This window comes from Streptomyces nojiriensis (assembly GCF_017639205.1).
Classification (GTDB): domain Bacteria; phylum Actinomycetota; class Actinomycetes; order Streptomycetales; family Streptomycetaceae; genus Streptomyces; species Streptomyces nojiriensis.
This window is the reverse complement of the sequence record NZ_CP071139.1, coordinates 8,066,516-8,089,830: the sequence shown is the minus strand read 5'-3', so window position 1 is coordinate 8,089,830 and position 23,315 is coordinate 8,066,516. Positions and strand designations below refer to the sequence as shown.

The following is a 23,315-nucleotide window of genomic DNA, read 5'->3' as shown; positions in this document are numbered from 1 at the left end:
TCCCTGTCCGCTTCCGCCCAGACGCCGACCCGCCGCCTCGATGGCCCGTACTCATCCGGCCGACCACGAGAGAGTGGACCACGAGCCCGGGTTCAACGCCTGCGACCTCCGCTCGCGGCGAGGCGCCTCCCGATCTCGGTCCTGACCTGCTGCGATCTCTCTCCTGGAGTACTGCCCATGGATGGCCGCCCGACCATCGTCGCCGTTACCGGTCCTCCTGCCACGGGTAAGACCACGCTCGCCCGCGCCCTCGCCCAAGACCTGGGATGCCCGGCCGTCATTCGCGACGAGATCAAGCAAGGCATGGTGATGAACGTGCGGCATCACCAGGCCAACGGCGACGACCACCTCAACATCCCCACGCTGGAGGCCTTCTTCAAGGCGATCACCGTCCTCGTGCAGGCAGGGGTCACCCTGGTCGTCGAGGCGGCCTTCCAGGACAGGCTCTGGCGCCCCGGCCTGGAGCCCCTCGTGGAAGTCGCAGACCTCCGCGTCATCCGGTGCACCACGGCCACTTCGATCATCGTCGAGCGGATCACCGACCGAGCCCGGATCGACAGCCACCGAGCCGCCCACGGTGACGAGGCCCTCCTCGCCGACCTGGCAGCCGGTACCTACGACCCCGAGCGGTTCAAGCCCATCAGTATTGCCGCCCCGACCTTGATCGTGGACACGTCGGACGGCTACAAGCCCGGAACGACGGAGATCCAGGAGTTTCTACGCGCACCGCATCCGTCGCCAGGCCCTCGACAAGACGCGTAGCAGCGACCCGTCGGCGGATCGGCGTCGCTCCCGTCGCTCACGTGCTCCAGCTCGCCCGTCGCAGGGTCTCGGCGATCTCCGATGGGGTCGGGGTCGGCATCTGCGGGGCGGTCGGGCCACTGCTGGATGCGGTCCATCTGCGGTGCGAGCTCGCGGGTACCCCGGGCGCAAAATGGTCCATTTATGGCTATTTTTGACGTATAGGTGGTGGTGGCGATGGTCAGCACTCTTCGGGTCGCTCCGTCCAACGCCGAGCAGGCCCGAGCCTGGGACGGGCAGGAAGGCGCGTACTGGGCGGAGCACGCCGACCGGTTCGATCGCGCGCTGCGCCCCTATCGCACCCCTCTCCTCGCCACGGCCGGCGTATCCGCCGCCGACCGCGTCCTGGACATCGGCTGCGGCACCGGCGAGACCACCCGCGACGTCGCACGGCGGGCAGGCGACGGACGGGCACTGGGCGTGGACCTGTCGGCCGCGATGCTGCGGGCGGCCCGGCGGCGAGCGGCGGACGAGGGGCTGCACAACGTCGACTTCGTGCAGGCGGACGCCCAGGTCCATGCCTTCTCCCCCGCATCGTTCGACGTGGCCGTCAGCCGCACCGGGACGATGTTCTTCGCCGACCCGGTCGCCGCGTTCCGCAACATCGGCGGAGCGCTGCGTCCGGGCGGGCGCCTCGTGCAGTTGGTGTGGCAATCGCCGGCGGGCAACGAGTGGCTCCGCTCCTTCACCCAGGCGCTGGCCGCCGGACGACCGCTGCCCACGCCCCCGCACGACGCACCCGGGCCGTTCTCGCTGGCCGACCCCGCGCGCGTACGGACCGTGCTCGGGGCCGCCGGCTTCACGGACATCCAGCTGGAGCCGCACAGCGAGGTGATGTGGTTCGGTGAGGACACGGCCGACGCGGAGCGGTTCGTGCTCGGCCTGCACGGCTGGATGCTCGGCGGCCTCGATGACGAAGGCCGGCGTCGTGCTGTCGACGGCTTGAGAGCCACCCTCACCGCCCACGAGACCGACGACGGCGTTCGCTACGCCTCGGCGACCTGGATCATCCGGGCGACCCGTCTGTGACCGACCCGGCGCAGCGACCGGGTGACCACGACGGGTCCGTGTCCGTGTCCGTGTTGCCACGGGCCTGCGTGGTGGCGCCCGTGCTGTACGGCATCAGCCGTGTTCGAGGGCTTCGATGAGTTCCTCGGCTCGGGGCCACGGACCGTGCCCGGAGGCGGGGTTGAGGTGTCCGACGCGGCCGATTTCCACCAGGCTGCTCCCCCAGTCCCGAGCGAGTCCGGCGACGCGCTCGGGCGATCCGAGCGGATCGTTCGCACTGGCCACGACGATGCTCGGGAACGGCAGCGGTTTCCGGGGCACCGGTGTCCAGCCGTACCTCGCCAGCTCTTCGGAAGTGGGATAGCCGTCCGCCAGCGGTGTCTCGAAATCAGGGGGCGTGGCCAGCAGTGCACCCCGGACGTCCGCGTCGTGCCGCCGGGCCCACTGCACCGTGGTCATGACGCCCGCGCTGTGGGCGACGATGAGGACCGGTCCGGTGATCTGCGCCATCACGTCGACCACGTTGGTGACGTGGGCGGCACGGCTGAGCCGGTCGCGCACGAGCGGTGGAACGGTGCGGACGGTGCGACCCGCATCGCCGAGCCGCCTGGCCACGATGGTCTGCCAGTGGTCCTCGACGTGTTCCCGCATGCCGGGAACGATCACGATCGTCGGCTTCGCGTTCCCCGTCATGAGACGGGCTCCGGTTCCCTGGGATCCATCGTCTCGGCGGGGGCGGTGAGGCGGCGGAGATCGTGCTCGTACCGGCGGCGGCCGATCAGGAAGGCCACGGTGGCCGCGATCGCCACGAGCGGGACGAGCCGGAGCGCGCCCAGCAGACCGAACCGGTCCGCGAGCATCCCGGTGACCGCGGGGCCGGGGGCCAGTCCGAGCAGGCTCTGGGCCAGCGTGAGCGTGGCGAACGCCGTCGCGGCGATGGCGGCGGGCGTCAGGTTCGCGACCATGGCGGCCCCCGGCCCGGCCGTACCGGCGCACAGCAGGGATCCCATCGCCAGTACCAGCAGTTGCACCGGGCCGGCCGGCAGGCGGAACGCGGTCGTCAGCAACACGAGGGAGCCCACGCTGCAGCCGATGGCGACGGCCCACTTGCGGATCGGAGAGCGGCGGCTGATCCGGTCCGAGACGATGCCGCCGGCGATCATGCCGATCCCGATCACCAGGGCGAAGAGGCCCGCGGTCGCACCGGCCTTCGCGGTCGGCATGTCGTAGTAGCGGTTGAAGTAGCTGGGCAGCCAGGCGATGAGCGCGCCCGCGATGAACAGCTGCAGACCGCTGCCGACGTAGGCGCTGATCACCGAGACGGAGGAGAACAGCTTCGGGAGGAGTACTCGAATCCGGCCCCGCGTCTGCGCATCCACCTTGCCCGGGGCCGGGTCCGATCCGGGAGCCAGCCGCTTCTCGGTAACCACCGTCGCGTAGAGGCCGGCGAGCACCAGGCCGAGGACGCCCATCACGCCGAACGCCCAGCGCCAGCCGTACGCCTGGGCGACGGCCCCACCGATGGATATGCCCAGGACCGAGCCGAAGGCCCCACCGGCGATGAAGGCCCCGGAGAGCGTCGCCCGCAGGGCGCGCGGGAAGACGCTGAGGACCACGGCGATGCCGACGCTGCCGTACGCGGCCTCACCGACGCCGACCAGGAGCCGACCGGTGAACATCTGGTCGTAGCTCGCCGCCACCGCGCACCCGAGGGTCGCCAGGCTCCACATCGTCGCCGCCAGGACCAGGGACTTCACCCTGCCCCATCGGTCGGCCAGCAGCGAGAGGGGAAAGGTGAGCAGACCGACCATCAGCGCCACGATGCCGCTGAGCGAGCCCAGTCGGGCGTCCGAGAGCGCCCAGTCGGCCTTCAGCATCGGGAAGACGGCGTTGAGCACCTGCCGGGACATGTAGTCCGAGAGCAGGAGTCCGAAACTCAGTGCAAAGACCACCCAGGCGTACCGCCGGGACACGGGCCACTCGGAGGAGCCGATTCTCCCCGGAGCGGGTTCCGCAGTGGTGAGAAACCCCATTGTCATCACCTCGACTGCGCTTGTCGGAAAGGGAACTCTGGATAGAGAGGGGGAAGGTGAGGAAGGGTCAGAAGGGCCTGTCGCCGACGATCCCGGCGCGCTCCATCCTGCGGACGGCGGGCCAGTAGTCCTGGACTGCGTAGTGCTGGGTGGAGCGGTTGTCCCAGATGGCCACGCTGTTCTTCCGCCAGCGCCAGCGGACCTGGTACTCGGGGACCGCGGCCTGGCTGATCAGGTAGTTCAGCAGGAGGCCGGCGCCGGGAGCGTAATCCTGCCCGAAGCGCACGTTCTCGGGGGTGTGGTAGTTGACGAAGTGCGTGGTGAAGGCGTTGACGAAGAGGATCTGTTCGCCGGTCTGCGGGTGGGTGCGCACCACCGGGTGCTCCGCGTCCGGGAACCGGGCCCTGAGCGCGTGACGCTGCTCCTCGGGCATGACCGCGCCGAAGGTCGCCTCGATGCTGTGCCGGGCCCGCAGGTCTTGGATCTGCGCCTTGATGTGCTCCGGGAGGCGGCGGTAGGCCTCGGCCATGTTGACCCAGATGGTGTCGCCGCCTACGGGTGGAGACTCGACGCAGCGGAGTACGGCTCCCATGGCCGGGTTCTCGCGCCAGGTGCCATCGGTGTGCAGTGCGTTCTCGTAGTGCTCGGGCGCGCTGTCCAGGTCCTTGTAGATGCGGACCAGGCCGGGGTGGTCCGGGTCGCTGCCGGCCACCGGGTGGTCCTCCAGCGCGCCGAAGCGTTCGGCGAAGGCGACGTGGTCGGCGCGAGTGATGTCCTGGTCGCGCAGGAACAGGACCTTGTACTGCAGCAGCAGACTCCTGATCTCGGCGAAGAGGTCGTCGTCACGAGCGGCGTCGGCGAGGCTCACGCCGGAGATTTCGGCGCCGATGACGCAGGTCAGCGGCTCGACGTCGAGGGAGCTGCGGAGCACGCCGGGGCGCGGCGGGGCCGGAGGGAATTCCTTGGGCCGGAGGGTGTCGGGCATGGTGCTCACTCCTGGGGTGAGGTGTGGCGGGCTGTGCTCGGAGGGCTCAGAGGGTGAAGACGGAGGATCCCGTGGTCCGTCCGGCTTCCAGATCGCGATGCGCCTGTGCCGCGTTCTCGAGGGAGTAGCGCTGGTTGATCTCGATCTTGATGCGTCCGGAAGCGACATGGCCGAACAGCTCGCCGGCCAGTGCGTCCCGCTCCGCGGGGTCGGCGATGTAGTCGGCCAGCGCCGGTCGGGTCACGAACAGCGAGCCGTTCACGGCGAGTTGCATGGCGTTGATCGGTGGCACCGGACCGGAGGCCGTGCCGAAGCAGACCAGCAGGCCGCGGCGCTTCAGCGAGGCCAGCGAACCGGCGAAGGTGTCCTTGCCGACGCTGTCGAAGACGACCGGTACCCCGGCGCCGTCGGTCAGCTCGCGCACCCGCTCGGCCACGCCCTCGCGCCGGTAGTGGATGACGTGCTCGCAGCCGTGGGCCCGGGCGAGCTCCGCCTTCTCCTCGCTGGAGACCGTTCCGATGACCCTGATGCCGAGGAGCTTGGCCCACTGCGAGACGATCAGGCCGACGCCGCCCGCCGCGGCGTGGAGCAGCACCGTGTCGCCGGCCTTCAGCGGATGGATCCGGCGGAGCAGGTACGCCGAGGTGAGACCGCGCATGGTCATCGCGGCCGCGGTCTCGCAGCCGATCCCGTCCGGCAGCTTGATCAGGTGCGAGGCGGGCATGACCCGCTCGGTGCTGTACGCCCCGAGCGGGCTGCCGGTGTAGGTGACTCGATCGCCTTCGGCGACCTGGGTGACGCCCTCGCCGACGGCCTCGACCACACCGGCGGCCTCGACGCCGATTCCGTCGGGCAGCCGGACCGGATAGAGGCCGGAACGGAAGTACGTGTCGGCGAAGTTGAGGCCGACGGCACTGTGCCGGATGCGCACCTCGCCCGGACCCGGGTCGCCAACGGTGGCCTTCTCCCATGTCAGGACGTCGGGGCCACCGGTTTCGTAGAAGCGGACGGCATGTGCCACAGGGTTGCTCCGATTGCTCGTGTGCGGGGGCTTGCGTGTGGGGGCTTGTGTGTGGGGGCTCGTGTACGGGCGCCAGAGGGCCGGATCAGCTCGCGGAGTCGCGCAGCATGAAGCCGCGCTGCCCCGGCCGGCGGTTCGGGACCATGCCGAGACGGGCGAGGGTCTCGTCGGCGTCGGCGTAGTACTCGCCGATCTTGTAGATCTCCTTGGCTTCCGCACCGGTCGCTATGTCGCGCCCGAGGGCGTTCGCGATCTGGACCATCTGCTCGACCTGCTCGACCGAGGACATCCGCTCGCCCTTGCGTCGCCACAGGTTGTCCTCGTTGCCCACCCGGACGTGTACGCCGAGGGCGATGGCGATCGCGTTCATGGGTGCCACGGCGCGCATGGAGCTCTCGATCGTGAGGACCGCGCCGTCCGGAACGCGGCGGACGAACTCGATGAGGTCGGCGGGGTGCCGTCCGGCGAAACCGCCGCCGATCGCGACGTAGTTGAGGATCAGGGGGCCCGTGTGGATGCCGGCGCGGATGAGCCGTTCCACGGTTTCGAGCTGGGCGAGGGTGGCGAGCTGGAAGTGCGGCTGGATGCCGTTCCCCTGCAGGCGCTTGAGGTGCTCGAGGTAGAAGTCGGGGCCGGCCTCGACGACCATGTCACGGTAGGCCCGGTAGTAGTCCGGCTTGGCGATCGAAGTGCCCTCGAGGTCGTCGTCGGTCATGATCTCGACGATGTTCATCTGGCTGGTGTTGATCGCGATGGTCACCTGGTCCGGCGCCGGGGTGAGGTCGGCCAGCAGGTGGCGGGTGTCGTAGGCGAGCCACTTGGCGTCGCCGCCCTCGCCCTCGGGAGCGAAGGAGATCGACCCGCCGATCTGGAGGACCATGTCCGGGACGGCCTCGCGCAGCCGGCCCAGCAGTTCGTTGAACATGGACATCCGCTTGGAGCCCTTGCCGTCGAGCTCGCGCACGTGGATGTGGAGCACCGTGGCACCGGCGTCGTAGCAGTCGACGGCCGCCTGCACGTGCTCGTCCATGGTCAGGGGCAGGTCGTCGGCGTCGCCGGGCAGCCACTCCGGCCCGTACGGGGCGGCTTGGATGACCAGCTTCTCCTGGTTCTCGGGGAAGAGCGAGTCGTCGTGGAAATGCATGGTCCTTCTCCTTTGCGTACAGATGATCACCTGCCGTGACCGGCGGCACCTGCGCTGTCGGAGCCTCTCGGCGGCAGGGCCTGGGGCGGGTCAGGGAGGACGTCGGGCGCACCGGCCCGACTGCGATCGGCGGGTCCGGAGGCGAGCGTGCCGTAGGGGATCGGCCCGGCCCGCCTCCGGCAGCCGCCGCCTTGAGCGGTGCAGCCACGGTAGGGCCGGGTGAGCACGGCTGCTTGGCCCGTGGTGACAGGTGACTTGCCATTTGGGGACAGCCGGGCCGGATGCCGACGCGCCGCCCGGGCGTCGTGCCGCTGTGGGCGTCAGCCCTGGCCGGGCTCCTGCTGCCGGCCCTGCTCCTTGCGCCATTCCCTCGGACTGCACCCGAACTGCTCCCGGAACCAGCGGGAGAACGCGCTCAGTGACGAGAAGCCCAGGACGTCGGAGATCTCCGTGAGCGAGCGGCGGGGATTGGCCACGAACTGCTCCGCGAGCCGCATCCGGGTGATGTTGAGCAGTGAGGAGAACGTTTCGCCCGAGAGGGCCAGGTGACGGTGGACGGTGCGGCGGTCGACCCCGAGACTGCGGGCGACCTGCTCGATCGAGCAACGGCCGGTGGACAGCAGGGCTTCGATGAGCTCGCGCACCCGGTCCACCACCGAGGTGTCCCGGGGAACGGCGATCGCGTCGAAGTACTGCCGGGCGTAGTTCCGCAGTTGCGGGTCCGCCATGGCGTTGGGCGCGTCGAGGTCGTCGGCGTAGAAGACGATGCCGTTGAACTCGCGGTCGAATTCCAGCCCGGGGCCGAACAGGCTGCGGTGCCTGCCGGCGTCCGCCGGAGCACCATGGGCGAACCACACCGAGACCGGCTGCCACCGCGCGTCGAGGAAACCTCGCAGGATCCGGGTGAAGGCACCCACGGCCAGCTCCATGGCCTGCCGGGCCGGCGGCGCCGCCTCGCCGAGCCGGAGGTCCACTTTGATCGTGGCCAGGCCGTTCCGTTCGGACAGGCGGGCGTGGAGGAGCTCGTTGTACATGTGCTCGTGGCGCAGCAGCAGTCCCAGCGCACTGCGGACGTCGGGCTCCTCCCGAACGACCAGGCTGATGGGGCCGAGATTGGAGAAGCGCCGCAGTTCGGCCATGCGCAGGCCGAAGTCGTCGTGGTGCGAGGCGGCCGCGGAGCGTTCCAGGAGGCGGACGACGGCCGGGCCGGAGATCCAGCGGTCCTGGACGGCGAGGTCGGCGGTGTCCAGGCCCTCGCGCTTCATCAGCGCGTGGGGGTCGATGCCGACGGAACGGCTCAGCTCGACATAGCCGCTCAGCGCTGCGGTACGGACAAGAGGCCTCATGGGGACGCTCCCGATGCTTGGTCCCCAGAAGTTAAGTTTCCCGTCCCCGCACGTCAAGCACGGGGACGCGGCGCACCCTAGCATCCCCTCAACGCGGGCCCCGGCGATCGGCGATCGGGCACACCCGGGTGCGGGCCGGTACGGCGGACCGGATCGGCTCGTCACGAAACGGAGGCAGACATATCTAATATTGTCGACATAAGGGACAGGATGCGTGGGCCCTTCACCGGTCCGGCCGTCTGGCACGGCCCGGATCTGGCGGACTGCGACGAACGGGTCCTGCGGCTCTCGTCCCGGCAGATCGCCGAGCTGAGGGCGGCGCCGCACACGGCACGCACTCCTGGTACCACCCCGCTGAGGACGGCCGTCGCACACTTCCTGCTTCCCACGCTCGCGGGTGAGCTGGAGGGCGCCGCCGAGGAGTTGGCATCCGGACGGCGATGGGTCCTGATCAAGGGCGTCCCGGTCGGTGAGCTCGGCGAGGCGGACGCCGGCGCCGTCCTCCGGGCCGTCGGCCAGTACCTGGGGCGGCCCCTCCCCCAGGGAGCGGACGGCCACGCTCTCCGCCGCATCGGGGACACCGGGGGTACGGTGGCGGGCTCCGCACATTCCGACTGCCGGACGCGGGCGAGGGCGCCGTTCCACACCGAGGAGTCCGACCTCCTCGGCCTGCTCTGCCTCCGGCCGGCACGCTCGGGCGCAGTCACGTCCCTCGTCAGCTCCGCCGCCGTCCACAACGCCCTCGCGGACCTCCGACCGGACCTCGTGGAGCGCCTGTACCGGACCCACTTCTTCGACCGGCGTGACCGGCATGCGCCCGGCGAGTGCCCGTACCTGGCCGCCCCGATCGCGACCAGGTACGGCGCGGCGTTGAGCATGCGCTACGACCGGTGCAGGCTGGAGGCCGCGCGGAGCCTGGCCGGGGTGCCCCGGCCGGAACCTGCGGACACGGAGCTGTACGACCTGGTCGACCGCCTGGCCGGCTCCCCCCGTCTCCGGCTCGACCTGCACCTGGAAGCAGGCGACCTGCTGCTGCTCGACAACCACGCGGTCATGCACGCCCGGTCGGAGTTCGAGGACTTCGACGAACCCGAACGGGGGCACCACCGCCACCTGCTGCCGCTGCGGCTGGCCCGGCACCGGGACACGGATCCGCCGGGTACTGCCACCACCTACGGTCCACGTGCCAAGGCGGCACGTCGCGGGACCGCCCCCCGTGACGTCATCAGGCTCCGTAGCCTGAGCACCACCCCCACCCGCACCGGCCACGAAGGCCGCGACCGCCGCCCGCACCGTGGCGACGGCTGAGCCGAACAGAAGGAGACTGCCGACATGACCAACCTCGCCGCGTTCCTGGTGAGCTCCGCCACGGCCTGCCGCGATCGGGTCGCGGTGCGACACGACGACACCACGCTGACCTACGCCGAACTGGACGACGCGAGTGCCAGGTTCGCCACCGTGCTGCAGGACCGCGGTCTGCGGCCGGGCGACCGCGTCGCCATGACCATGCCCAACGTCCCGCTGTTCCCCGTCGTCTATTACGGGATCCTCCGGGCCGGGGGCGTGGTCGTGCCGATGAATCCCCTGCTCAAGGCCCGTGAGGTGGCCTACGTCCTGCGCGACTGCGGGACCCGGGTCGCGGTGGCGTTCCCGCTGTTCGCAGAGGAGGTCGCGAAAGCTGCTGCCGAGGTGGGGATCGATTGCCTGGTGACGGATGCCTCCGCGTTCCAGGACCTGCTCACGGCCGCCGAGCCGCTGTCCGGCATGGTCGACCGGGAGGAGGACGATACCGCGCTGATCCTCTACACCTCGGGTACCACCGGCGCGCCCAAAGGAGCCGAGCTGACGCACCGCAACCTGGTCTCGAACACGGCCACCACCGCCGAGACGCTGCTGCACGCCGGCCCCCACGACGTCCTGTTCGGCGGCCTGCCGCTGTTCCACGCGTTCGGGCAGACCTGTGCGCTCAACGCGGCCGTGGCCGCCGGGGCGACGCTGACCCTGCTGCCGCGCTTCGATCCGCACCAGGCGCTGGAGGTCATGCACCGGGACGGCGTGACCATCTTCCTGGGCGTCCCGACGATGTACTCGGCGCTGCTGCATGCCGAGCTCCCCGAGGGGTACGACGTCTCTTCGGTGCGGCTGGCCGTCTCGGGCGGCGCCGCGATCCCCGTCGAAGTGCTTCACGCATTCGAACAGCGCTTCGGCGCCACCGTGCTGGAGGGCTACGGCCTCTCGGAGACGTCGCCGGTCGCCTCCTTCAACCACCCGGACCGCCCGCGCAAGGCCGGCTCCATCGGGATTCCGATCCGCGGAGTCGAGATGAAGCTCGTCGCCGAGGACGGCTCCGAGGTCGGCCCGGGCGAGGTCGGCGAGATCGCGATCCGCGGCGAGAACGTGATGAAGGGGTACTTCAACCGCCCGACGGCGACCGCGGACGCGGTACGCGACGGGTGGTTCCACAGCGGTGATCTGGCCCGCGTCGACGAGGAGGGGTTCTACTTCATCGTCGACCGCAAGAAGGACCTGATCATCCGCGGCGGATACAACGTATACCCGCGGGAGATCGAAGAAGTCCTGTACGGGCACCCCGCCGTCGCCGAGGCCGCGGTCGTCGGCGTGCCGCACGAGGTGCACGGCGAGGAGGTCGCGGCGGTGATCGCCCTCCGCAGCGGCGCCGAGGCGACGGCCGAGGAGATCCGCGACTACGTCAAGGAGCGGGTGGCGGCGTACAAGTACCCCCGCATCGTCACCTTCACCGCCGAACTCCCCAAGGGCCCCACGGGGAAGATCCTCAAGCGCGAGATCGTCATCGGCAGCGCCACCTGAGCCCTGGCAGAACAGACCCCGCCTGGTCACACTCGTACGTGTTTCTTCCGCAGGGCCGAGGAGCGCTGAAGGTCATCCGCTCGGGCCGTTGCCCGGACTGGTCCCGGATGCGGTGACAGCGGCGGTGATCGACAGTGCGGCAAGCAGTGCGAACAGCGCGGGGTAACCGCCGAGCGGGCCGGCCAGTACCGCACCGGCGAAAGGGGCGAGGGCGGCCGCGGCGTGTGCGGGTGCGCCGAGGAGGCCGGAGAGCCGTCCGTAGTGGGTGGTGCCCCAGCGGTCGGTGACGGCGGTGGCCTGGAGGAGGGTGAGGTTGCCGCGGATCACCCCGGCGAGGACGGAGGCGGCGACGAGCAGGGCGTAGGGGCCGGCCACGGTGGCGAGTGCTGCGGTGGTGAGGGCGCCGAGCGCGATCAGGGTGACGGTGCGGGCGGTGACGCCGAGCCGGCGGGCGAGGGTCGCGTAGAGGGTGCGGCCGAGGGTCTGGCCGGCGCCACCGAGGCCGAGGGCCCATGCGGCCTGGGCGGTGGTGTAGCCGCGTTCGAGGAAGAGGGGTACGAGGCCGATGACGACGGCGTACATCGCGAACGCGGACAGGGTGAAGGTGACGGCCAGCATCCGGAACGCCCGGCTGCGCACGACCTGCTCGTGGCCGCCCGTGACGTGCGGCGGACTCGGAGGGGCCGGCGGCCAGGGTGCCTTCAGCGCGAGGGCGTGGGCCGGGACGGTCAGGGCGGCGAGGATGCCGGCCAGCACCGCGTAGGTGGCGCGCCAGGACATATGGTCGGCGAGTATCGCGGTCAGGGGTGCGAAGACGGTGGAGGCGAGTCCGCCGGCGAGGGTGACGATGGTGAGGGCGCGGACGTGGTCGGGGGCCCACCAGCGGGTGAGGGCGGCGAAGGCGGGCTGGTAGAAGACGGCGGCCATGGCCGCCCCGGCGAGCAGCCATCCGGCGAAGAAGACGGCCGGGTGGGGGGCCGCTGCGATGACCAGCAGGCTCAGGGAACCGAGGATGGAGCCGGCCGTCATGACCGTGCGGGGGCCGCGGTGGTCCAGGACGCGGCCGACGTAGATCCCGGCGACGGCGGAGACGACGAGGGCGGCGGAGAAGGCCGCGGTGGTCGCGCCCGCGCTCCAGCCGGTGTCGGCGGTGATGGCCGGGTTGAGCACGGGGAAGGCGTAGTAGACGATGCCCCAGCTAGTGATCTGGGTGAGGCACAGGGCGGGCAGGACCGCGCGTGGCCGCGACCGGTCCCCCGTCCCGGCCGCGGCCACGCCGCTTCGGAGGTCGCTCACCTCAGCAGCCGCCGGAGGAAGCGGAGCCGGGAGCGGCGCCGATGGTGAGGGTGGCCGGAGCCGCGCAGCACCCGCCGCCGGTCGCCTCCGCGGCTGCGGGCTCGTCGAAGAGGCCCGCGCCGCCGCACACCCCGGTTTCGGGGAGGGTGAGTTCGACGCGCGCGGCGGCTTCCCGGTCGCCTGCGAGGTGGGCGGCGATGGAGCGGACCTGCTCGTAGCCGGTCATGGCGAGGAAGGTGGGGGCGCGGCCGTAGGACTTCATGCCGACGAGGTAGACGTCCTTCTCGGGGTGGGAGAGCTCGCCCGCGCCGTGGGGGTAGACGGTGCCGCAGGAGTGCTGGTTGGGGTCGATCAGCGGTGCCAGCTCGACCGGGGCCTGGAGGCGCTCGTCCAGGCCCAGGCGGAGCTCGCCCAGGAAGGACAGGTCGGGGCGGAAGCCGGTCAGGACGATGACCTCGTCCACCGGGCCGAGACGGCGGCCGTCCTCACCGATGAGGATCACGCGGCCGTCTTCGGTGCGCTCGACGGCGTCCGTGCGGAAACCGGTGACCGCGTCGGCGTAGCCGCCGTCGACCGCTGTCTTGGCGGCCTGTCCGAGGGCGCCGCGGGCGGGGAGCTGGTCGGCCTCGCCGCCGCCGAAGGCCGAGCCGGAGATCCCGCGGCGCAGGATCCAGGTGGCGTGCGTGCCGGTGCCGTCGGCGGACTTGGCGAGGTCGGCGAGGTAGGCGAGGGCCGTGAAGGCGGAGGCGCCGGAGCCGATGACGGCGGTGCGCTTCCCGGCGTAGCGGGCGCGGACGGCGGGGTCCCTCAGATCCGGGACCCGGTAGGCGATGCGGTCGGCGGCGGCCTTCTCGCCGAGGGCTGCCAGTCCGCTGCCGCCGGCGGGGCCGGGGGTGGACCAGGTGCCGGAGGCGTCGATGACGGCGCGGGCGAAGAGGCGGTGCTCGTGGCCGTCGGTGTTCTCGTAGTGGACGACGAAGGGCTGGGTGTCGCGGTCGGCGTCGACGATGCGGTCGCGGCCGGTGCGGGAGACGCCGGTGACGCGCGCTCCGTAGCGGACCCGCTCGCCGAGTACGTCGGCCAGCGGCTGGAGGTAGCGCTCGGCCCAGTCGCCGCCGGAGGGGTAGGTGTCCTCGGCGGGCTTGGTCCAGCCGGTCGGGGCCAGGAGCTTCTCGGCGGCCGGGTCGACGAGCTCGCCCCAGCGGGAGAACAGCCGCACGTGAGCCCACTCGCGCACGGCGGCCCCGGCGAGCGGGCCGGCTTCCAGGACGAGGGGCGTGATGTCGCGGTCGAGGAGGTGGGCGGCGGCCGCGAGTCCGGCGGGGCCGGCCCCGATGACGACGACGGGCAGCTCGGTGGTGGTCTCGCTCATGGCATGTCTCCGGGGGCTTCAGGTGGTCAGCCGCAGCCGGCGCCGGCGGCGGCTCCCTCGTGTTTCGAAGTTTGTCTATGTCTTGCCTGATCAGCGTGACACTTGCATCGACAGACGTCAACATAGACGTTCATCTAATTATTGGGGTTGTCGCGGCAGGGCCGCCCACCCGGCTCGCGCCTGCCCCCCTGCGCCTTAGTTCGACGTGTGTCAACATAGACATATGTCGAATGCGAAGGTTCTGCCGCTGTTGGAGCCCGACGTCGTCGCGGCCTGCTGCCCGCCCCTGAACGAGCGCCCGATGTCGGCCGAGGAGGCCGAGGTCGCGGCGAAGATGTTCAAGGCCCTCGGCGACCCCGTGCGCCTGCGGCTGTTCTCCGCCGTCGCCTCCCACGAGGGCGGGGAGGCGTGCGTGTGCGACATCTCCGACGTCGGCGTTTCCCAGCCCACCGTCTCCCACCACCTCAAGAAGCTCAAAGAGGCCGGGCTGCTGTCCTCCGAGCGCCGCGGGACGTGGGTGTACTACCGGGTCGAGCCGTCCGTGCTCGCCGCCATGGGCGCGCTGCTGGCCGGCGCCGCGAAGACGGCGTGACCGCGGTCCGGATCGAGGCGCTGCTGCCCGAGCACGCCGAGCAGGTGCCGGGCATCTACCAGTCGGGGATCGACGCCGCGGGGGAGCCACCGTTGCTCAGGGTGAGTTGGCGACGGTGGAAGTCGAAGTGCCGGTTGGGGTGGCGATAGATGTCCGCGAGGGTCATGAAGTCCTTGAAGAACGGGTCCCAGCGCACGGGGTAGTGCATGCCGCGGGCGAGCCGGGCATCCGGCTCCGAGGCCAGGTGGCGGTGCAGGGAGTCGATGACCCGGTCGAACGCCGCGCCCATCCGCCGCGGCCCGTAGAACTTCACCGCCCCGCGCGGGCCGACGTAGTTGACCCGGTCGAACGGTACGGTCGCCGCGTCCAGCACTCGGGCGAACACCCTGCTCACGCTCCGGGGCAGCCGGCCGAAGACGCGGACCAGGAGCAACAGGCGCAGGACGACCATGTAGCCGAACAGCATGTGCCACAGCAGCTGCTCGTTGGTCCACTTGGTGCCGTGGGTGGCACCGGAGAGTTCCTCCTCGGAGGCGCTGTCGAGCAGGCGGTGGAAGGTCTGGCGGGCACGCTCGTAGTCCTCGTGCACGGCCTGCCGGTCCATCGCGATCGCGTTCATCATGGCCTGCCAGTCCTGGGCCGGGACTCAACGAGTCGGCCGGGGGTGGCAATGATGCCCGCTCCAGGCCGGGCGTAACGTCGAGGGTCAGGACGTCGGGGGCTGTCCGCCCAGCTGGGGCCGCGAAGGGTTCGGGCTCGGGATCCGGTGCGCTCCCGCCAGTGCCTCCCGCAGGGCCCGGACGCTCGGTGCACCGTCGGCGCGGCCTTCGGCGTCGCGGTAGAGGCGGCACGAGACCGACGGCGGAGCACCGGAAACGGCGAAGGGGTCCGTTCCGTCGATGAGGACGGTCGGAGAGCCGGTCATGCCCCACCGGGCCGCGTCGCCCTCCTCGGACACCTCGACCAGCTCGATCCCGACTTCGCGGCCGTCGAGTGCCGCCGTGAGCCGGTCCCGTACGACCGGTGCGTTCGGGCAGTCCGGCACCGTGAGGATCGTGATCCGCATCGCGCTGTCCTTCCGGTTCGGTGGCAGGTGGCCTCGTGAACCGACGGCCGAGACCATCTTCACCCGGGACGCCCAGGGCGCGGGCCTGACGCTCGCCGAGATCCGCTCGGTACCGGAGATCCGCGACAGCGGGCAGGCCCCCTGCGGACAGGTCACGAGCCTCATCGATCAGCGGCTGACGGACATCGCGCTGCGCGAACTCGCCCGGCGGGCCGCTGCCACCGACCCCGGTACCTGCTCCGAAGGCGAGGTCTGCACCATCCTCACGCGACCGTGACCGGCTCCGGGACCAGGCGCGGGACCAGACGCACGTAGGCGACCATGCCGATGACCTCGACCAGGGTCTGGGTGACCACGACGACCGCCGCGACCGCGAGCTCGTCGGGGAGGGCGAGGGCCAGGGGCAGCACGACCAGTGAGTTGCGGGTCGCTCCGGTGAACACGATCGCGCGGGCCGCGGGCACCTCGAGGCGGAAGAGCCGGGCGACGATGCGTCCGGCGAAGGCCATGACCACGAGGAACGCGGCGTAGAAGGGGATGACGGCCGCGACGTCACCGAGACTTCCACCGAGCTCGGGGACCTGGGAGGCGACCACGGTGATGAGCGTGGCGGCCATCAGCGGCACCATCGTCGTCGTGGCCGCATCCGACACCTTCTGCCCCGCCGTGGCGCGGGCCGCCCAGGCCTGGAGGGCCCAGGCCAGCACGAGGGGGATCACGATGAGGAAGAGGAAGGCTTCCAGGAACGGGCCGACCTCGACGACGTCGGCCAGGCCGGGACCCATGAACAGGTACAGCAGGCCTGGCAGGAGCAGCATCTGGGCGACGAGCAGGAGCGGGGTCGCGGCCAGCAGCCGGCGGCTGTCGCCACCGGCCAGGCCGCTGAAGACGATCACGTAGTCCACGCACGGGCACAGCAGCACCAGCAGGACACCGATGCGTACGGCCTGGTCGGCGGGCAGGAACGTGAACATCGCGGCGACGACCAGGGGCACGACGACGAAGTTCACGACCAGGGCCGCGGACAGGAACCGGCCGTCGCGCAGGGAGCGGATCAGATCGCCGGCCGGGACCTGGAGGAAGGTCACGAAGAGCAGTGCCCCGAGGACGGGGTTGATGGCGTGTTCGAGTCCCGGCCCCGCCGAGGGCGCCGCCCGGCCGAGGAATGCGCCCAGGACCATGGCGCCGAGGTAGATCGGGATCTGGTGGTGCTCCATGCGCGCGACCAGACCCTGCGGTTCCTGCGACACCCTGATGACCCCTTGCTGTACGTCCGTGCCGATCCTGCTGCGCCCTGCCCGCGGCCCGGCTCATTGTGGCAAGCGGGCGTGTCCGTCTGCGGGCGGCGGGGTGGGCAGGCCCAGCCGAGCACACCCACGCCGAGGAGGGACTTTCCGGAGGAGGAGGCGGCGGAGGAGGCGGAGGTCTCGGGGTTCATGCGGTGGCTCCGAACAGGTCGGCGAGCAGGGAGCCCGCGGCTTCGGGCGCGCGCACCGTCAGCGTCAGGCGGGCGGGCGGGGGCCAGGCTCAGGGTGAAGTCGAAGAACGCACAGCAGTCCTGCTCGGCCGCCGCCAGGGCGGCGAGTTCGGCGGCCAGCTCCGGAGTGCTGGGGAAGGCCAGGCGGATTCCGTCGGTGATCTCTGCACGGCTGGTGGCCCGCGCCACGAGGGCCTGCCACCGGGCGGTGCGCCCGCCGAGCGCGGCCCCGCCGAGCTCGGCCCCGCCGAGCGCGCAGGCCACCGGGCCTCCCGCCACGGCTCGTCGGCCGCGCGCCGGGGACGGGTGGAGAGTGCGGCCATGACCGGACCCGGTGCCGGGGGCTGTTCCTCGGCGGTGGTGCAGCCGCAGTCCGGGCCGCACCCGCCGGACGGCGCCGGCCCGGACAGCTGCCGGCGGACTTCGGCGAGGCGGGCGGAGAACGCCACCAGCTCGGCCGAGCGGCGGTCCGCGTCCGCGATCCGGTCGGCGACCAGCGGCACGATCCGAGCCCGCACCGCGGCGCACACCCCGGCGTCCCGTACGTCGAGCAGGTCGCGGATGTCCTCCAGTGCGAGACCCAGCAGCTTCGCGGAGGAGATGAACGCCAGCCGCTCCACCGCGTCCGGCCCGTACTGGCGGTACCCGGACGACGTCCGCTCGGCGGGCAGCAGCCCGGCCGTCTCGTAGAACCGCAGCGTGGAGGCCGGTACGCCGGAGCGTTCGGCCGGCTGCGAGATGCGCAGCGTGCTCATACCTCGAACGTAGATCTTCGACCCGACTCGAAGGTCAAGCCCGCTGCCCGCGACCGCGGAGGCCCGCATCCTGCTGTCGAACCCCCTGGCGTGCCCGCGTGACTGCGGCCTGGCGGTTCTCCGCCCGGGACCACGTCGTACGGCAGGAACGCGAACAGCGCACCCCGCGGACGCGCAGTGCAGACGACCTCGTCCGGGCGCCGCGGCACCCGAACGAGGTCGTGGAAGGCTCAGCTCAGATGACGGCCCTGATATCCGGCTTCGGTGATGGCGGCGATGATCTGCTCCGGGTCCACGGGAGTCTCGCACTCGACCACCGTGCGTTCGGTGCGTACGTCGGTGGTGCTGGCGGTGACGCCGGGGAGTTCTTCGACTTCGTCGTCGATGAGCAGGCCACAGCTGTTGCAGTGCATGCCGGTGATGGCGAAGGTCATGCGGGTCGTGCTCACTTGGCGGCCTCCGGGGCCTGGTCGGGGGCATTGAAGGTGATCTGGCCGCCGTACATGCCCATGCCGCAGGTGAAGGCGAGGGTGCCGGCCTCGGGTGTGCCGAGGTCGATGACCTTCTCGCCGGTGACGGGAAGGACCTCTTGTACGCCGCGGTCGGGGACGACGAAGGAGCGTACGCAGCCGTTCGTACCGCGGGTGGCGACGACGAGCTTGGTGGGCACCCCGGCCCGGGCGGTGACGGCGGCGGGCGTGTAGGAGTTGGTGCGGGCCTGGACGGTGATCGTCTGCGTGCCGTCCGCGGCCGTCCGGACCGTCTCCGCGGGAACGCTCGCAGCGGCGGCCCGGGGGGTGGGGGCGGGCCACCAGCCGCCCAGGCGCAGTCCGGATCCGAGGGTCCAGACCGCGACGAGCAGGACGACGATGCCGGTGACCGCCGTGAGGCGGCCCTGCCACAGCTTGGCGGCGGAGCGCAGGAAGAACCCGAGGACGGCGAAGAGCGGTCCGGTGCCCAGGACGAAGCCGGCCATGACGGCCGCCCCGGCGTACGGGGAGCCGGAGGTGACGGCGATCAGCTCCACGCTCAGGGTCACCCCGCAGGGGATGAGGACCGTCAGGAAGCCGAGGACGGCCGGGGTGCTGACGGCGGTGGACTTCGCCGAGCGGCGCACCCGCCGACCCCAGGAGGCGGGCAGTCGCGGCACCAGGTGCCGCACGGCGCGGACGCCGAGCATGTCGAGCGCGAACACGACCATGAGGACGGCGCCGGCGACGAGCAGGATCGCGCGGGCCTGCGGGCCGGGCTGGACGGCGGCGCCGAGGAGTCCGAGTACGGCGCCGAGCAGGGCGTGGGAGGCGAGCTTGGCGCCGAGGAACGCGGCGACGGGCGCGAACAGCCCGCTGCGCTCCCACGCTTCGGCCGGCCATGCGGTGGCACGGCGGCCGACGGCGCCGGCGAGCAGACCGCCCTGGACGGCGGCGCAGGAGGCGCCGCCCGCGAACAGACCGGTGGTGACACCGGTGAAGAAGAGGGTGCTGGTGGAAGCCATGAAGGAAGAGCTCTCCTCTGAGGAAGGGGAAGCCGGAGCGAGGACATGGCAGGGCACCTGCCGGCCCGAGGGCCCTTGAGGGGCCGGGGGCGGGGTGCCGGGCGGCTCAGGTCCGGCTTACGCAGAGGAGCGAGACGGGATCGGGGGCCCGCGGCCAGGCGCAGGAGGCGCCGAGGGGCCGCGCTGACCGCGCGGCGGCGCCGGGGGCTTCCGCTTCAAGGGCGGGACCGGGGGCGGCGAAGAGCACGGGAGCAGCCGGGGGCTGGGCGGAGGCCAGGGGGCACTCCATCGCCGTCATCGGGCAACTGTCAGCGCCGTGTTCCGAGACGGCGGGCCCGTACGAAGGGTCCGAGCCGTTCGCCATCGCGGGCATGCCCGCACGGCCGGCGGTGCTGTCCATCGCGGCGGGCATGCTCATCGTGTCCGCATGGCCGGGCCCGGACATCAGGTACGCGCACAGCAGCAGCACACCGGCCAGGAAGGCGGTGAGTGCCGGCTGCAGGCGCCGGGCCGAGCGGATGGGCATGCCCGTGATGCTAGCGACGCCGTGCGATCACCCGGACGGCGGGATGACTGACCGCACGGCGGCCCGGGAGGTCAGGGGCTGAGAAGGGCCGAGATTTCGCGGGCCGCGTCGCGGGCGGGGCGGCCGACGCCGATGAGGGTCGCGGAGGCCGGGCCGGTCCAGTCGCCGTAGCCGAGCAGGTGCAGGCGCGGTTCGTCCGCGGCGCGGGTGCCGGCGGTGGCGATGTGTCCGCGGGTGCCGCGCAGGCGCAGGGAGGCGAGGTGCGCGAGAGCGGGACGGAAGCCGGTGCACCAGATGACCGCATCCGCCTCGGCCCGGGTACCGTCGGCCCACTCGACCCCGGTCGGCGTGAGGCGGCTGAACATCGGCTTCGCCGTCAACCGGCCGGAGTCGCGGGCCGCGCGTACGGGCGGGACGGCGACGATGTCGCCGAGGGAGGCGACGCCGCCGGTGTCGGTGCCGCCTTCGTCCAGGGCACGGCGGCGGGCGGTCGCCGCGTCGAAGAGGGCCCGGCCGTCGATGTCGTCGGCCAGATAGCGGGGTGGACGCCGGGTGACCCAGGTCAGGTCGATCCCGGCGTGGGCGAGGTCGGCGGCGATCTGGGCTCCCGAGTTGCCTCCGCCGACGACGACCACACGCTGCCCGGCGAACTCGGACGGGCTGCGGTACTGGACGGTGTGCAGCCGGCGGCCCCGGTACTCGCGCCGCCCGGGGACGGCGGGCAGGAAGGGGCGGGTCCAGGTGCCGGTGGCGCTGACGACCGCCCGCGCCGTCCAGGATCCGGAGTCCGTCTCGACCCGCAGGCCGGGCCCGTCGCGGCGCACGCTCTCGACCCGGGTGCCTCGCTGGACGGGAAGCGCGTACCGCTTCTCGTAGTCGGTGAGGTAGTCGACGACGTGGGCGGCGTGCGGGTAGAGCCCGTCCTCCTGGACGGGCATGAGCCGCCCGGGCAGGGACGAGTACGGGGCCGGGGAGAAGAGGCGCAGGGAGTCCCAGGCGTGCTGCCAGGCTCCCCCGGGCGCCGTCTGGGCGTCGAGGATGACGTGCTCGATGCCCAGGCGGCGCAGGTGGTAGCCGGCGGCGAGACCTGCTTGGCCGCCGCCGATCACCACCACGTCCGTGCGCTGCGTCATGCCGGGGGCGTCCCGTTGTCCGTCTTGCCGCGCATGAAGATGACCGCCACCAGCGCCAGGCCCACCACGACGCCCGCGAGCTGCATGCCGATGAAGCCGGGCACGGAGGCCGGGGCGATGCCCGCGAAGGTGTCCGTGAAGGCGCGGCCGATGGTGACGGCCGGGTTGGCGAAGGAGGTGGAGGAGGTGAACCAGTACGCGGCGCCGATGTACGAGGCGACCGCCACGGGGGCGAAGCGGAGCCGGTCGGTGCGTGCCAGGCCGAAGATCAGCAGGATCAGACCGGCCGTGGCGACGACCTCGCCGAGGAGGAGGTTCCCGGCGGAGCGGTCGTGCGTGGACCACTGGACCAGGGGCTCGCCGAACATCGCGTCCGCCAGGATCGCGCCCGCGATCGCACCGGCGATCTGCGAGGGCACGTACACGGCCGGCTCGCGGGCGTTGACGCCGGCGCCGCTGCGGCGGGCGGTCCACCACTCGGCCAGTGTGACGGCCGGGTTGAAGTGGGCCCCGGAGACCGGGCCGAGGAGCGCGATGAGGACGCCGAGCCCGAAGACCGTGGCGGTGGAGTTGGCCAGCAGTTGCAGGGCCACGTCCTGGGTGAGCTTCGTGGCCTGGATGCCCGAGCCGACGACGACCGCGACGAGGGCCGCGGTACCGACCAGCTCGGCGGCGGCGCGGGCGATCAGCGGGGTGCGGGGCGGGGTCGCGCCGGGTGCGGGCTGGGGCACGTCGGCAGGTATCGGGGTGCCGACGGGCTCGGTGGCGGTCAAGGCTGGTTCTCCTCGGGCGGGTGAGGCAGGGCGGACGAGCCCGCGAGGGCTTATGGGCAGGACCGCTTGAGGTTCGCTTCGGCGGTGGCTCGCGCGGTCTGGGCGAGGTCGGCGAACTGACCGGCGAGGGCTTCGATGACTTCCGGGCGCAGGCGGTAGTAGATGTACCTGCCGCATGGCTCCGTATCGACGACCCCGGCCTCCCGAAGCACCCTCATGTGGTTGGAGAGGTTCGTCTGCTTGGCGCCCGTCTCTTCCACGAGGTGGGTGGTGCAGAGCGTCTCGCGGGCGAGCAGGGTCACGATCCGGAGCCTGAGCGGGTCGGCCAGAACCCGGATCAGATCAGTGTCGACTGACGTCATCATGGGCTGATAGTGTCACATCAGCCGAGGCTGACACCAGCCCGAGCTGATCCTATTGGCTCCTTTGAACGGGATCGCCATGCCCCCGCCCTCCTGGCCGACGGCCGCCCCGTGATGCCAGGCCGCCGCTGCCTCGACGGGCCCGTCGCCGACCCCGGCGGAGCCACGATCGCCGCCGTCCGCGACATCCACGACATCCGCGACGCCGTCGACACCCGCATCAACGGGCCGCTCGCTCGGCTCGCCCCGTAAAGCCCCACGGATCCCCACCGCAGTCGCCTCACCCCAAGGAAGAACAGATGTCCTCCGCTCCTGCCGCCTCCGTCCTGTTCGTCTGCATCCACAACGCGGGCCGCTCCCAGATGGCGGCCGGGTTCCTGCGCCACCTCGCGGGCGACCGCGTCGAGGTCCGCTCCGCCGGCTCCATGCCCGGCGAGCAGATCAACCCCTCCGCCGTCGCCGCCATGGCCGAGCTGGGCATCGACATCTCCGACCAGAAGCCGAAGGTCCTCACCCCGGAGGCCGCCCAGGCGTCCGACTACATCATCACCATGGGATGCGGCGACGCCTGCCCGTACTTCCCCGGCAAGACGTACCTCGACTGGCAGCTCGAGGACCCGGCCGGCCAGGGCGTCGAGGCCGTCCGCCCCATCCGCGACGAGATCAAGGGCCTCATCGAGGGCCTGATCGCCGAGATCGACGCCAAGCCGAAGGCCTGAGACACACGGCGTGACCGAGACGCCCCCGACCGGCGACGTCCGCGACGCCATCGTCGGCGGCTCCGTCACCGCGACCACCCAGGCGGCGAACTTCCCGGCCGCGGCATCCGTATGCGGCTCCGCTACGAACCCGGGCGCTCCCATCATCTTCGGCATCGGCACGGGCGGCACCGCCCTGTCGTCCTTCACCACCGCGCAGCCGGCCGACGCCGTCGGGCCAAGCTTCCCCTTAGACCTGGCGGCCGGCCTCCTGGCCGCATACGCCGCCGCGGCCTGCCTCCTTCTGCGGGACAAACCCGGCCGTGCCGTGCCGGCCGGCTCCCTGCTCGCGCGCACCACGGCGACCCTGCGCATGCCCGCCACCGTGCAGCCGGCGTTCCTCTACGCGGTCGCCTTCAGCGTCTACCTGCCCACCTACCTCGCCAACGCGTACGACCTCGGACGATCCGATGCAGCGGGTCCCTCCTCGAACAGCACATCGTGCCCAGCCTCGGCAGCCGTCGGATGAGCACCTTCGACCACAAGGTCGTCGACGGCTTGATCCGCGCCATGGAGCGCGACGGCGCCGGCCCTGGCGACCCG

Annotated in this window: 27 protein-coding genes; 9 read left to right on the top strand and 18 right to left on the bottom strand. The window is 71.7% G+C overall.

What is annotated here, in order from left to right:
- Positions 1-177 precede the first annotated feature (177 nt).
- Both JYK04_RS36605 and JYK04_RS36600 read left to right on the top strand, forming a co-directional pair.
- On the top strand, positions 178-762 hold the full coding sequence (locus tag JYK04_RS36605; protein WP_189747572.1) for a P-loop nucleotide/nucleoside kinase family protein: 585 nt from the start codon (positions 178-180) through the stop codon (positions 760-762).
- Positions 763-978: 216 nt separating this feature from the next.
- A complete protein-coding gene (locus tag JYK04_RS36600) occupies positions 979-1,830 on the top strand; it encodes a class I SAM-dependent methyltransferase (RefSeq protein ID WP_189747574.1) in 852 nt (283 codons plus the stop codon).
- Positions 1,831-1,923: 93 nt separating this feature from the next.
- Here JYK04_RS36600 and JYK04_RS36595 read toward each other — a convergent pair whose 3' ends face one another.
- The 6 genes from JYK04_RS36595 to JYK04_RS36570 all read right to left on the bottom strand — a co-directional run bounded on the left by JYK04_RS36595 (position 1,924) and on the right by JYK04_RS36570 (position 8,338).
- The gene (locus JYK04_RS36595; RefSeq protein ID WP_189747576.1) at positions 1,924-2,502 is read right to left on the bottom strand and encodes an RBBP9/YdeN family alpha/beta hydrolase; all 579 of its coding nucleotides are present in this window, start codon (positions 2,500-2,502) and stop codon (positions 1,924-1,926) included.
- On the bottom strand, positions 2,499-3,761 hold the full coding sequence (locus tag JYK04_RS36590; RefSeq protein WP_229876909.1) for an MFS transporter: 1,263 nt from the start codon (positions 3,759-3,761) through the stop codon (positions 2,499-2,501). Before JYK04_RS36590 ends, JYK04_RS36595 begins: the two co-directional genes overlap by 4 nt.
- 148 nt (positions 3,762-3,909) lie before the next feature.
- On the bottom strand, positions 3,910-4,827 hold the full coding sequence (locus JYK04_RS36585; RefSeq protein WP_189747581.1) for a TauD/TfdA dioxygenase family protein: 918 nt from the start codon (positions 4,825-4,827) through the stop codon (positions 3,910-3,912).
- A 46-nt stretch (positions 4,828-4,873) separates the two neighbouring features.
- Entirely contained in the window at positions 4,874-5,848 is a 975-nt protein-coding gene (locus tag JYK04_RS36580) for a quinone oxidoreductase family protein (protein ID WP_189747583.1), read from the bottom strand.
- An 85-nt stretch (positions 5,849-5,933) separates the two neighbouring features.
- Positions 5,934-6,992 carry a beta-keto acid cleavage family enzyme gene (locus JYK04_RS36575; RefSeq protein ID WP_189747585.1) on the bottom strand — a complete coding sequence of 353 codons (1,059 nt, stop codon included), beginning with the start codon at positions 6,990-6,992 and terminating at the stop codon, positions 5,934-5,936.
- Between the two features lie 320 nt (positions 6,993-7,312).
- Positions 7,313-8,338: an AraC family transcriptional regulator gene (locus JYK04_RS36570; RefSeq protein WP_189747587.1), complete on the bottom strand. Its 1,026-nt coding sequence runs from the start codon at positions 8,336-8,338 to the stop codon at positions 7,313-7,315.
- A 210-nt stretch (positions 8,339-8,548) separates the two neighbouring features.
- On the opposite strand from JYK04_RS36570, the gene JYK04_RS36565 reads away from it, so the two are divergent.
- On the top strand, positions 8,549-9,646 hold the full coding sequence (locus tag JYK04_RS36565) for a TauD/TfdA family dioxygenase (protein WP_189747589.1): 1,098 nt from the start codon (positions 8,549-8,551) through the stop codon (positions 9,644-9,646).
- A gap of 24 nt (positions 9,647-9,670) precedes the next feature.
- Positions 9,671-11,167, top strand: a complete 1,497-nt coding sequence (locus JYK04_RS36560) for a long-chain-fatty-acid--CoA ligase (RefSeq protein ID WP_189747591.1) — start codon at positions 9,671-9,673, stop codon at positions 11,165-11,167.
- A 72-nt stretch (positions 11,168-11,239) separates the two neighbouring features.
- On the opposite strand, the gene JYK04_RS36555 is transcribed toward JYK04_RS36560, so the two are convergent.
- Positions 11,240-12,463 (bottom strand): MFS transporter, encoded by a 1,224-nt coding sequence (locus tag JYK04_RS36555; RefSeq protein WP_189747593.1) that lies wholly within the window; start codon positions 12,461-12,463, stop codon positions 11,240-11,242.
- A gap of 1 nt (position 12,464) precedes the next feature.
- Entirely contained in the window at positions 12,465-13,835 is a 1,371-nt protein-coding gene (locus JYK04_RS36550) for an NAD(P)-binding domain-containing protein (protein WP_189747595.1), read from the bottom strand.
- A 223-nt stretch (positions 13,836-14,058) separates the two neighbouring features.
- Between JYK04_RS36550 and JYK04_RS36545 the strand changes: the two genes are divergently transcribed.
- Positions 14,059-14,427 carry an ArsR/SmtB family transcription factor gene (locus JYK04_RS36545; RefSeq protein ID WP_189747597.1) on the top strand — a complete coding sequence of 123 codons (369 nt, stop codon included), beginning with the start codon at positions 14,059-14,061 and terminating at the stop codon, positions 14,425-14,427.
- 55 nt (positions 14,428-14,482) lie between these two features.
- Here the strand turns inward: JYK04_RS36545 and JYK04_RS36540 are convergent, their stop codons facing one another.
- Both JYK04_RS36540 and JYK04_RS36535 read right to left on the bottom strand, forming a co-directional pair.
- On the bottom strand, positions 14,483-15,049 hold the full coding sequence (locus JYK04_RS36540) for a DinB family protein (protein WP_202185952.1): 567 nt from the start codon (positions 15,047-15,049) through the stop codon (positions 14,483-14,485).
- A gap of 84 nt (positions 15,050-15,133) precedes the next feature.
- Positions 15,134-15,493, bottom strand: coding sequence for a thioredoxin domain-containing protein (locus JYK04_RS36535; RefSeq protein ID WP_189747666.1), 360 nt, complete (start codon positions 15,491-15,493; stop codon positions 15,134-15,136).
- Between JYK04_RS36535 and JYK04_RS36530 the strand changes: the two genes are divergently transcribed.
- Positions 15,483-15,770, top strand: coding sequence for a MerR family DNA-binding protein (locus tag JYK04_RS36530; protein WP_229876910.1), 288 nt, complete (start codon positions 15,483-15,485; stop codon positions 15,768-15,770). The genes JYK04_RS36535 and JYK04_RS36530 overlap by 11 nt on opposite strands.
- On the opposite strand, the gene JYK04_RS36525 is transcribed toward JYK04_RS36530, so the two are convergent.
- The 8 genes from JYK04_RS36525 to JYK04_RS36490 all read right to left on the bottom strand — a co-directional run bounded on the left by JYK04_RS36525 (position 15,757) and on the right by JYK04_RS36490 (position 22,017).
- Positions 15,757-16,743: a bile acid:sodium symporter gene (locus JYK04_RS36525; protein WP_189747600.1), complete on the bottom strand. Its 987-nt coding sequence runs from the start codon at positions 16,741-16,743 to the stop codon at positions 15,757-15,759. The genes JYK04_RS36530 and JYK04_RS36525 overlap by 14 nt on opposite strands.
- Positions 16,744-17,020: 277 nt before the next feature.
- Complete coding sequence (locus JYK04_RS36520) at positions 17,021-17,725, bottom strand: heavy metal-responsive transcriptional regulator (protein ID WP_229876911.1); 705 nt, start codon at positions 17,723-17,725, stop codon at positions 17,021-17,023.
- Positions 17,726-17,955: 230 nt separating this feature from the next.
- On the bottom strand, positions 17,956-18,174 hold the full coding sequence (locus tag JYK04_RS36515) for a heavy-metal-associated domain-containing protein (RefSeq protein WP_229876912.1): 219 nt from the start codon (positions 18,172-18,174) through the stop codon (positions 17,956-17,958).
- Positions 18,171-19,220 carry an urease accessory protein UreH domain-containing protein gene (locus JYK04_RS36510; RefSeq protein WP_189747602.1) on the bottom strand — a complete coding sequence of 350 codons (1,050 nt, stop codon included), beginning with the start codon at positions 19,218-19,220 and terminating at the stop codon, positions 18,171-18,173. The genes JYK04_RS36515 and JYK04_RS36510 overlap by 4 nt, the downstream gene beginning before the upstream one ends.
- A 106-nt stretch (positions 19,221-19,326) precedes the next feature.
- Positions 19,327-19,746, bottom strand: coding sequence for a hypothetical protein (locus tag JYK04_RS36505; RefSeq protein ID WP_189747604.1), 420 nt, complete (start codon positions 19,744-19,746; stop codon positions 19,327-19,329).
- 71 nt (positions 19,747-19,817) lie between these two features.
- Positions 19,818-20,879: an ArsO family NAD(P)H-dependent flavin-containing monooxygenase gene (locus tag JYK04_RS36500; RefSeq protein WP_189747606.1), complete on the bottom strand. Its 1,062-nt coding sequence runs from the start codon at positions 20,877-20,879 to the stop codon at positions 19,818-19,820.
- On the bottom strand, positions 20,876-21,652 hold the full coding sequence (locus tag JYK04_RS36495) for an aquaporin (RefSeq protein ID WP_189747608.1): 777 nt from the start codon (positions 21,650-21,652) through the stop codon (positions 20,876-20,878). The genes JYK04_RS36500 and JYK04_RS36495 overlap by 4 nt, the downstream gene beginning before the upstream one ends.
- 50 nt (positions 21,653-21,702) lie before the next feature.
- Positions 21,703-22,017 (bottom strand): ArsR/SmtB family transcription factor, encoded by a 315-nt coding sequence (locus JYK04_RS36490; protein WP_189747610.1) that lies wholly within the window; start codon positions 22,015-22,017, stop codon positions 21,703-21,705.
- A 108-nt stretch (positions 22,018-22,125) separates the two neighbouring features.
- Between JYK04_RS36490 and JYK04_RS36485 the strand changes: the two genes are divergently transcribed.
- The 3 genes from JYK04_RS36485 to JYK04_RS41640 are packed head-to-tail and all read left to right on the top strand — an operon-like array spanning position 22,126 to position 23,241.
- Positions 22,126-22,266, top strand: coding sequence for a hypothetical protein (locus JYK04_RS36485; protein WP_189747612.1), 141 nt, complete (start codon positions 22,126-22,128; stop codon positions 22,264-22,266).
- Positions 22,267-22,313: 47 nt separating this feature from the next.
- Positions 22,314-22,733, top strand: coding sequence for an arsenate reductase ArsC (locus tag JYK04_RS36480; RefSeq protein ID WP_046776622.1), 420 nt, complete (start codon positions 22,314-22,316; stop codon positions 22,731-22,733).
- 10 nt (positions 22,734-22,743) lie between these two features.
- Entirely contained in the window at positions 22,744-23,241 is a 498-nt protein-coding gene (locus JYK04_RS41640; protein ID WP_229876913.1) for a hypothetical protein, read from the top strand.
- Positions 23,242-23,315: the final 74 nt, after the last annotated feature.

Excerpts from the sequence above, each read along its gene's own strand:
- JYK04_RS36605 (WP_189747572.1), top strand. The coding sequence starts at position 178 with ATGGATGGCCGCCCGACCATCGTCGCCGTTACCGGTCCTCCTGCCACG.
- JYK04_RS36600 (WP_189747574.1), top strand. The coding sequence starts at position 979 with ATGGTCAGCACTCTTCGGGTCGCTCCGTCCAACGCCGAGCAGGCCCGA.
- JYK04_RS36595 (WP_189747576.1), bottom strand. The coding sequence starts at position 2,502 with ATGACGGGGAACGCGAAGCCGACGATCGTGATCGTTCCCGGCATGCGG.
- JYK04_RS36585 (WP_189747581.1), bottom strand. The coding sequence starts at position 4,827 with ATGCCCGACACCCTCCGGCCCAAGGAATTCCCTCCGGCCCCGCCGCGC.
- JYK04_RS36575 (WP_189747585.1), bottom strand. The coding sequence starts at position 6,992 with ATGCATTTCCACGACGACTCGCTCTTCCCCGAGAACCAGGAGAAGCTG.
- JYK04_RS36570 (WP_189747587.1), bottom strand. The coding sequence starts at position 8,338 with ATGAGGCCTCTTGTCCGTACCGCAGCGCTGAGCGGCTATGTCGAGCTG.
- JYK04_RS36565 (WP_189747589.1), top strand. The coding sequence starts at position 8,549 with ATGCGTGGGCCCTTCACCGGTCCGGCCGTCTGGCACGGCCCGGATCTG.
- JYK04_RS36560 (WP_189747591.1), top strand. The coding sequence starts at position 9,671 with ATGACCAACCTCGCCGCGTTCCTGGTGAGCTCCGCCACGGCCTGCCGC.
- JYK04_RS36550 (WP_189747595.1), bottom strand. The coding sequence starts at position 13,835 with ATGAGCGAGACCACCACCGAGCTGCCCGTCGTCGTCATCGGGGCCGGC.
- JYK04_RS36545 (WP_189747597.1), top strand. The coding sequence starts at position 14,059 with ATGTCGAATGCGAAGGTTCTGCCGCTGTTGGAGCCCGACGTCGTCGCG.
- JYK04_RS36540 (WP_202185952.1), bottom strand. The coding sequence starts at position 15,049 with ATGATGAACGCGATCGCGATGGACCGGCAGGCCGTGCACGAGGACTAC.
- JYK04_RS36535 (WP_189747666.1), bottom strand. The coding sequence starts at position 15,493 with ATGCGGATCACGATCCTCACGGTGCCGGACTGCCCGAACGCACCGGTC.
- JYK04_RS36520 (WP_229876911.1), bottom strand. The coding sequence starts at position 17,725 with ATGAGCACGCTGCGCATCTCGCAGCCGGCCGAACGCTCCGGCGTACCG.
- JYK04_RS36510 (WP_189747602.1), bottom strand. The coding sequence starts at position 19,220 with ATGGCTTCCACCAGCACCCTCTTCTTCACCGGTGTCACCACCGGTCTG.
- JYK04_RS36505 (WP_189747604.1), bottom strand. The coding sequence starts at position 19,746 with ATGCCCATCCGCTCGGCCCGGCGCCTGCAGCCGGCACTCACCGCCTTC.
- JYK04_RS36500 (WP_189747606.1), bottom strand. The coding sequence starts at position 20,879 with ATGACGCAGCGCACGGACGTGGTGGTGATCGGCGGCGGCCAAGCAGGT.
- JYK04_RS36490 (WP_189747610.1), bottom strand. The coding sequence starts at position 22,017 with ATGATGACGTCAGTCGACACTGATCTGATCCGGGTTCTGGCCGACCCG.
- JYK04_RS36480 (WP_046776622.1), top strand. The coding sequence starts at position 22,314 with ATGTCCTCCGCTCCTGCCGCCTCCGTCCTGTTCGTCTGCATCCACAAC.